The organism is Mesorhizobium sp. M5C.F.Ca.IN.020.29.1.1, from assembly GCF_003997375.1.
Taxonomy (GTDB): Bacteria; Pseudomonadota; Alphaproteobacteria; order Rhizobiales; family Rhizobiaceae; genus Mesorhizobium; species Mesorhizobium wenxiniae.
Genome location: NZ_RZSW01001108.1, coordinates 1 through 740 on the forward strand (window position 1 = coordinate 1; position 740 = coordinate 740).

A 740-nucleotide genomic window follows, 5' to 3' on the forward strand; every position below is an offset into this window, starting at 1 on the left:
GGAGATGTCCGGCAGGACAGAGGGGGGCGCGACGGTGCTGACGTCAGATCCTCAAGTCGCCGCGATCGCACATGCAAGTCATGACAGTCCGGTTCGACAAGCTCGGCGTGGTCATTGCCGCGATCGTTGCCTATGCGGCGTTCGCAGCACCCTTCGCCACCTTCCGCGCCAACCGCATCGTGCCCGGCGAGGCGCGCTCGATCCTTGATTCCTTGCCGGCGGCGGTCGGCCCATTGCTGCTGGCGATCCTCTTCATCGCGGCAATCATCGCGCTCTTGAAAACGCCGCTCGTCCTGCGCCTTGCCGCTAGCGTGATCGCGCTTGCAGCCCTTGCCATCCTGATCGGCGTCGCCGGCAGCTTCCTGATGCCTGAGGGTAATACGTTCGTGCGCATTTCGTCCGCCTCGGGTTTCTGGCTGCTCATCTTCGCGTTCACGCTTTTGCTTGCCGATGTGCTGACGCGATTGAATCTGTCGCCATGGGCACGCCTCGGCGGGCTCGTCATAGCTGCGCTGGCAATCGGCCTGCTTTTGGCTTCGGGAAGTTGGAACAGCCTGTCGATCCTCAAGGAATATGCCAACCGCGCCGACAGTTTCTGGGCGGAGGGCTCCAAGCATGTGACGCTGGCGCTGGGCTCGCTGGCGGCGGCGGTGGTCGTTGGTCTGCCGCTCGGCATCCTCTGCCACCGCGTCGACAAAATTCGCGCCGGCGTGCTGAATGTGCTCAACATCATCCAGACC

At 63.4% G+C, this 740-nt stretch carries 1 pseudogene; it reads left to right on the top strand.

Annotated elements, in window-relative coordinates:
* Positions 1 to 80 precede the first annotated feature (80 nt).
* Positions 81 to 740, top strand: a pseudogene (locus EOA85_RS36530) (ABC transporter permease); the annotation flags it as partial.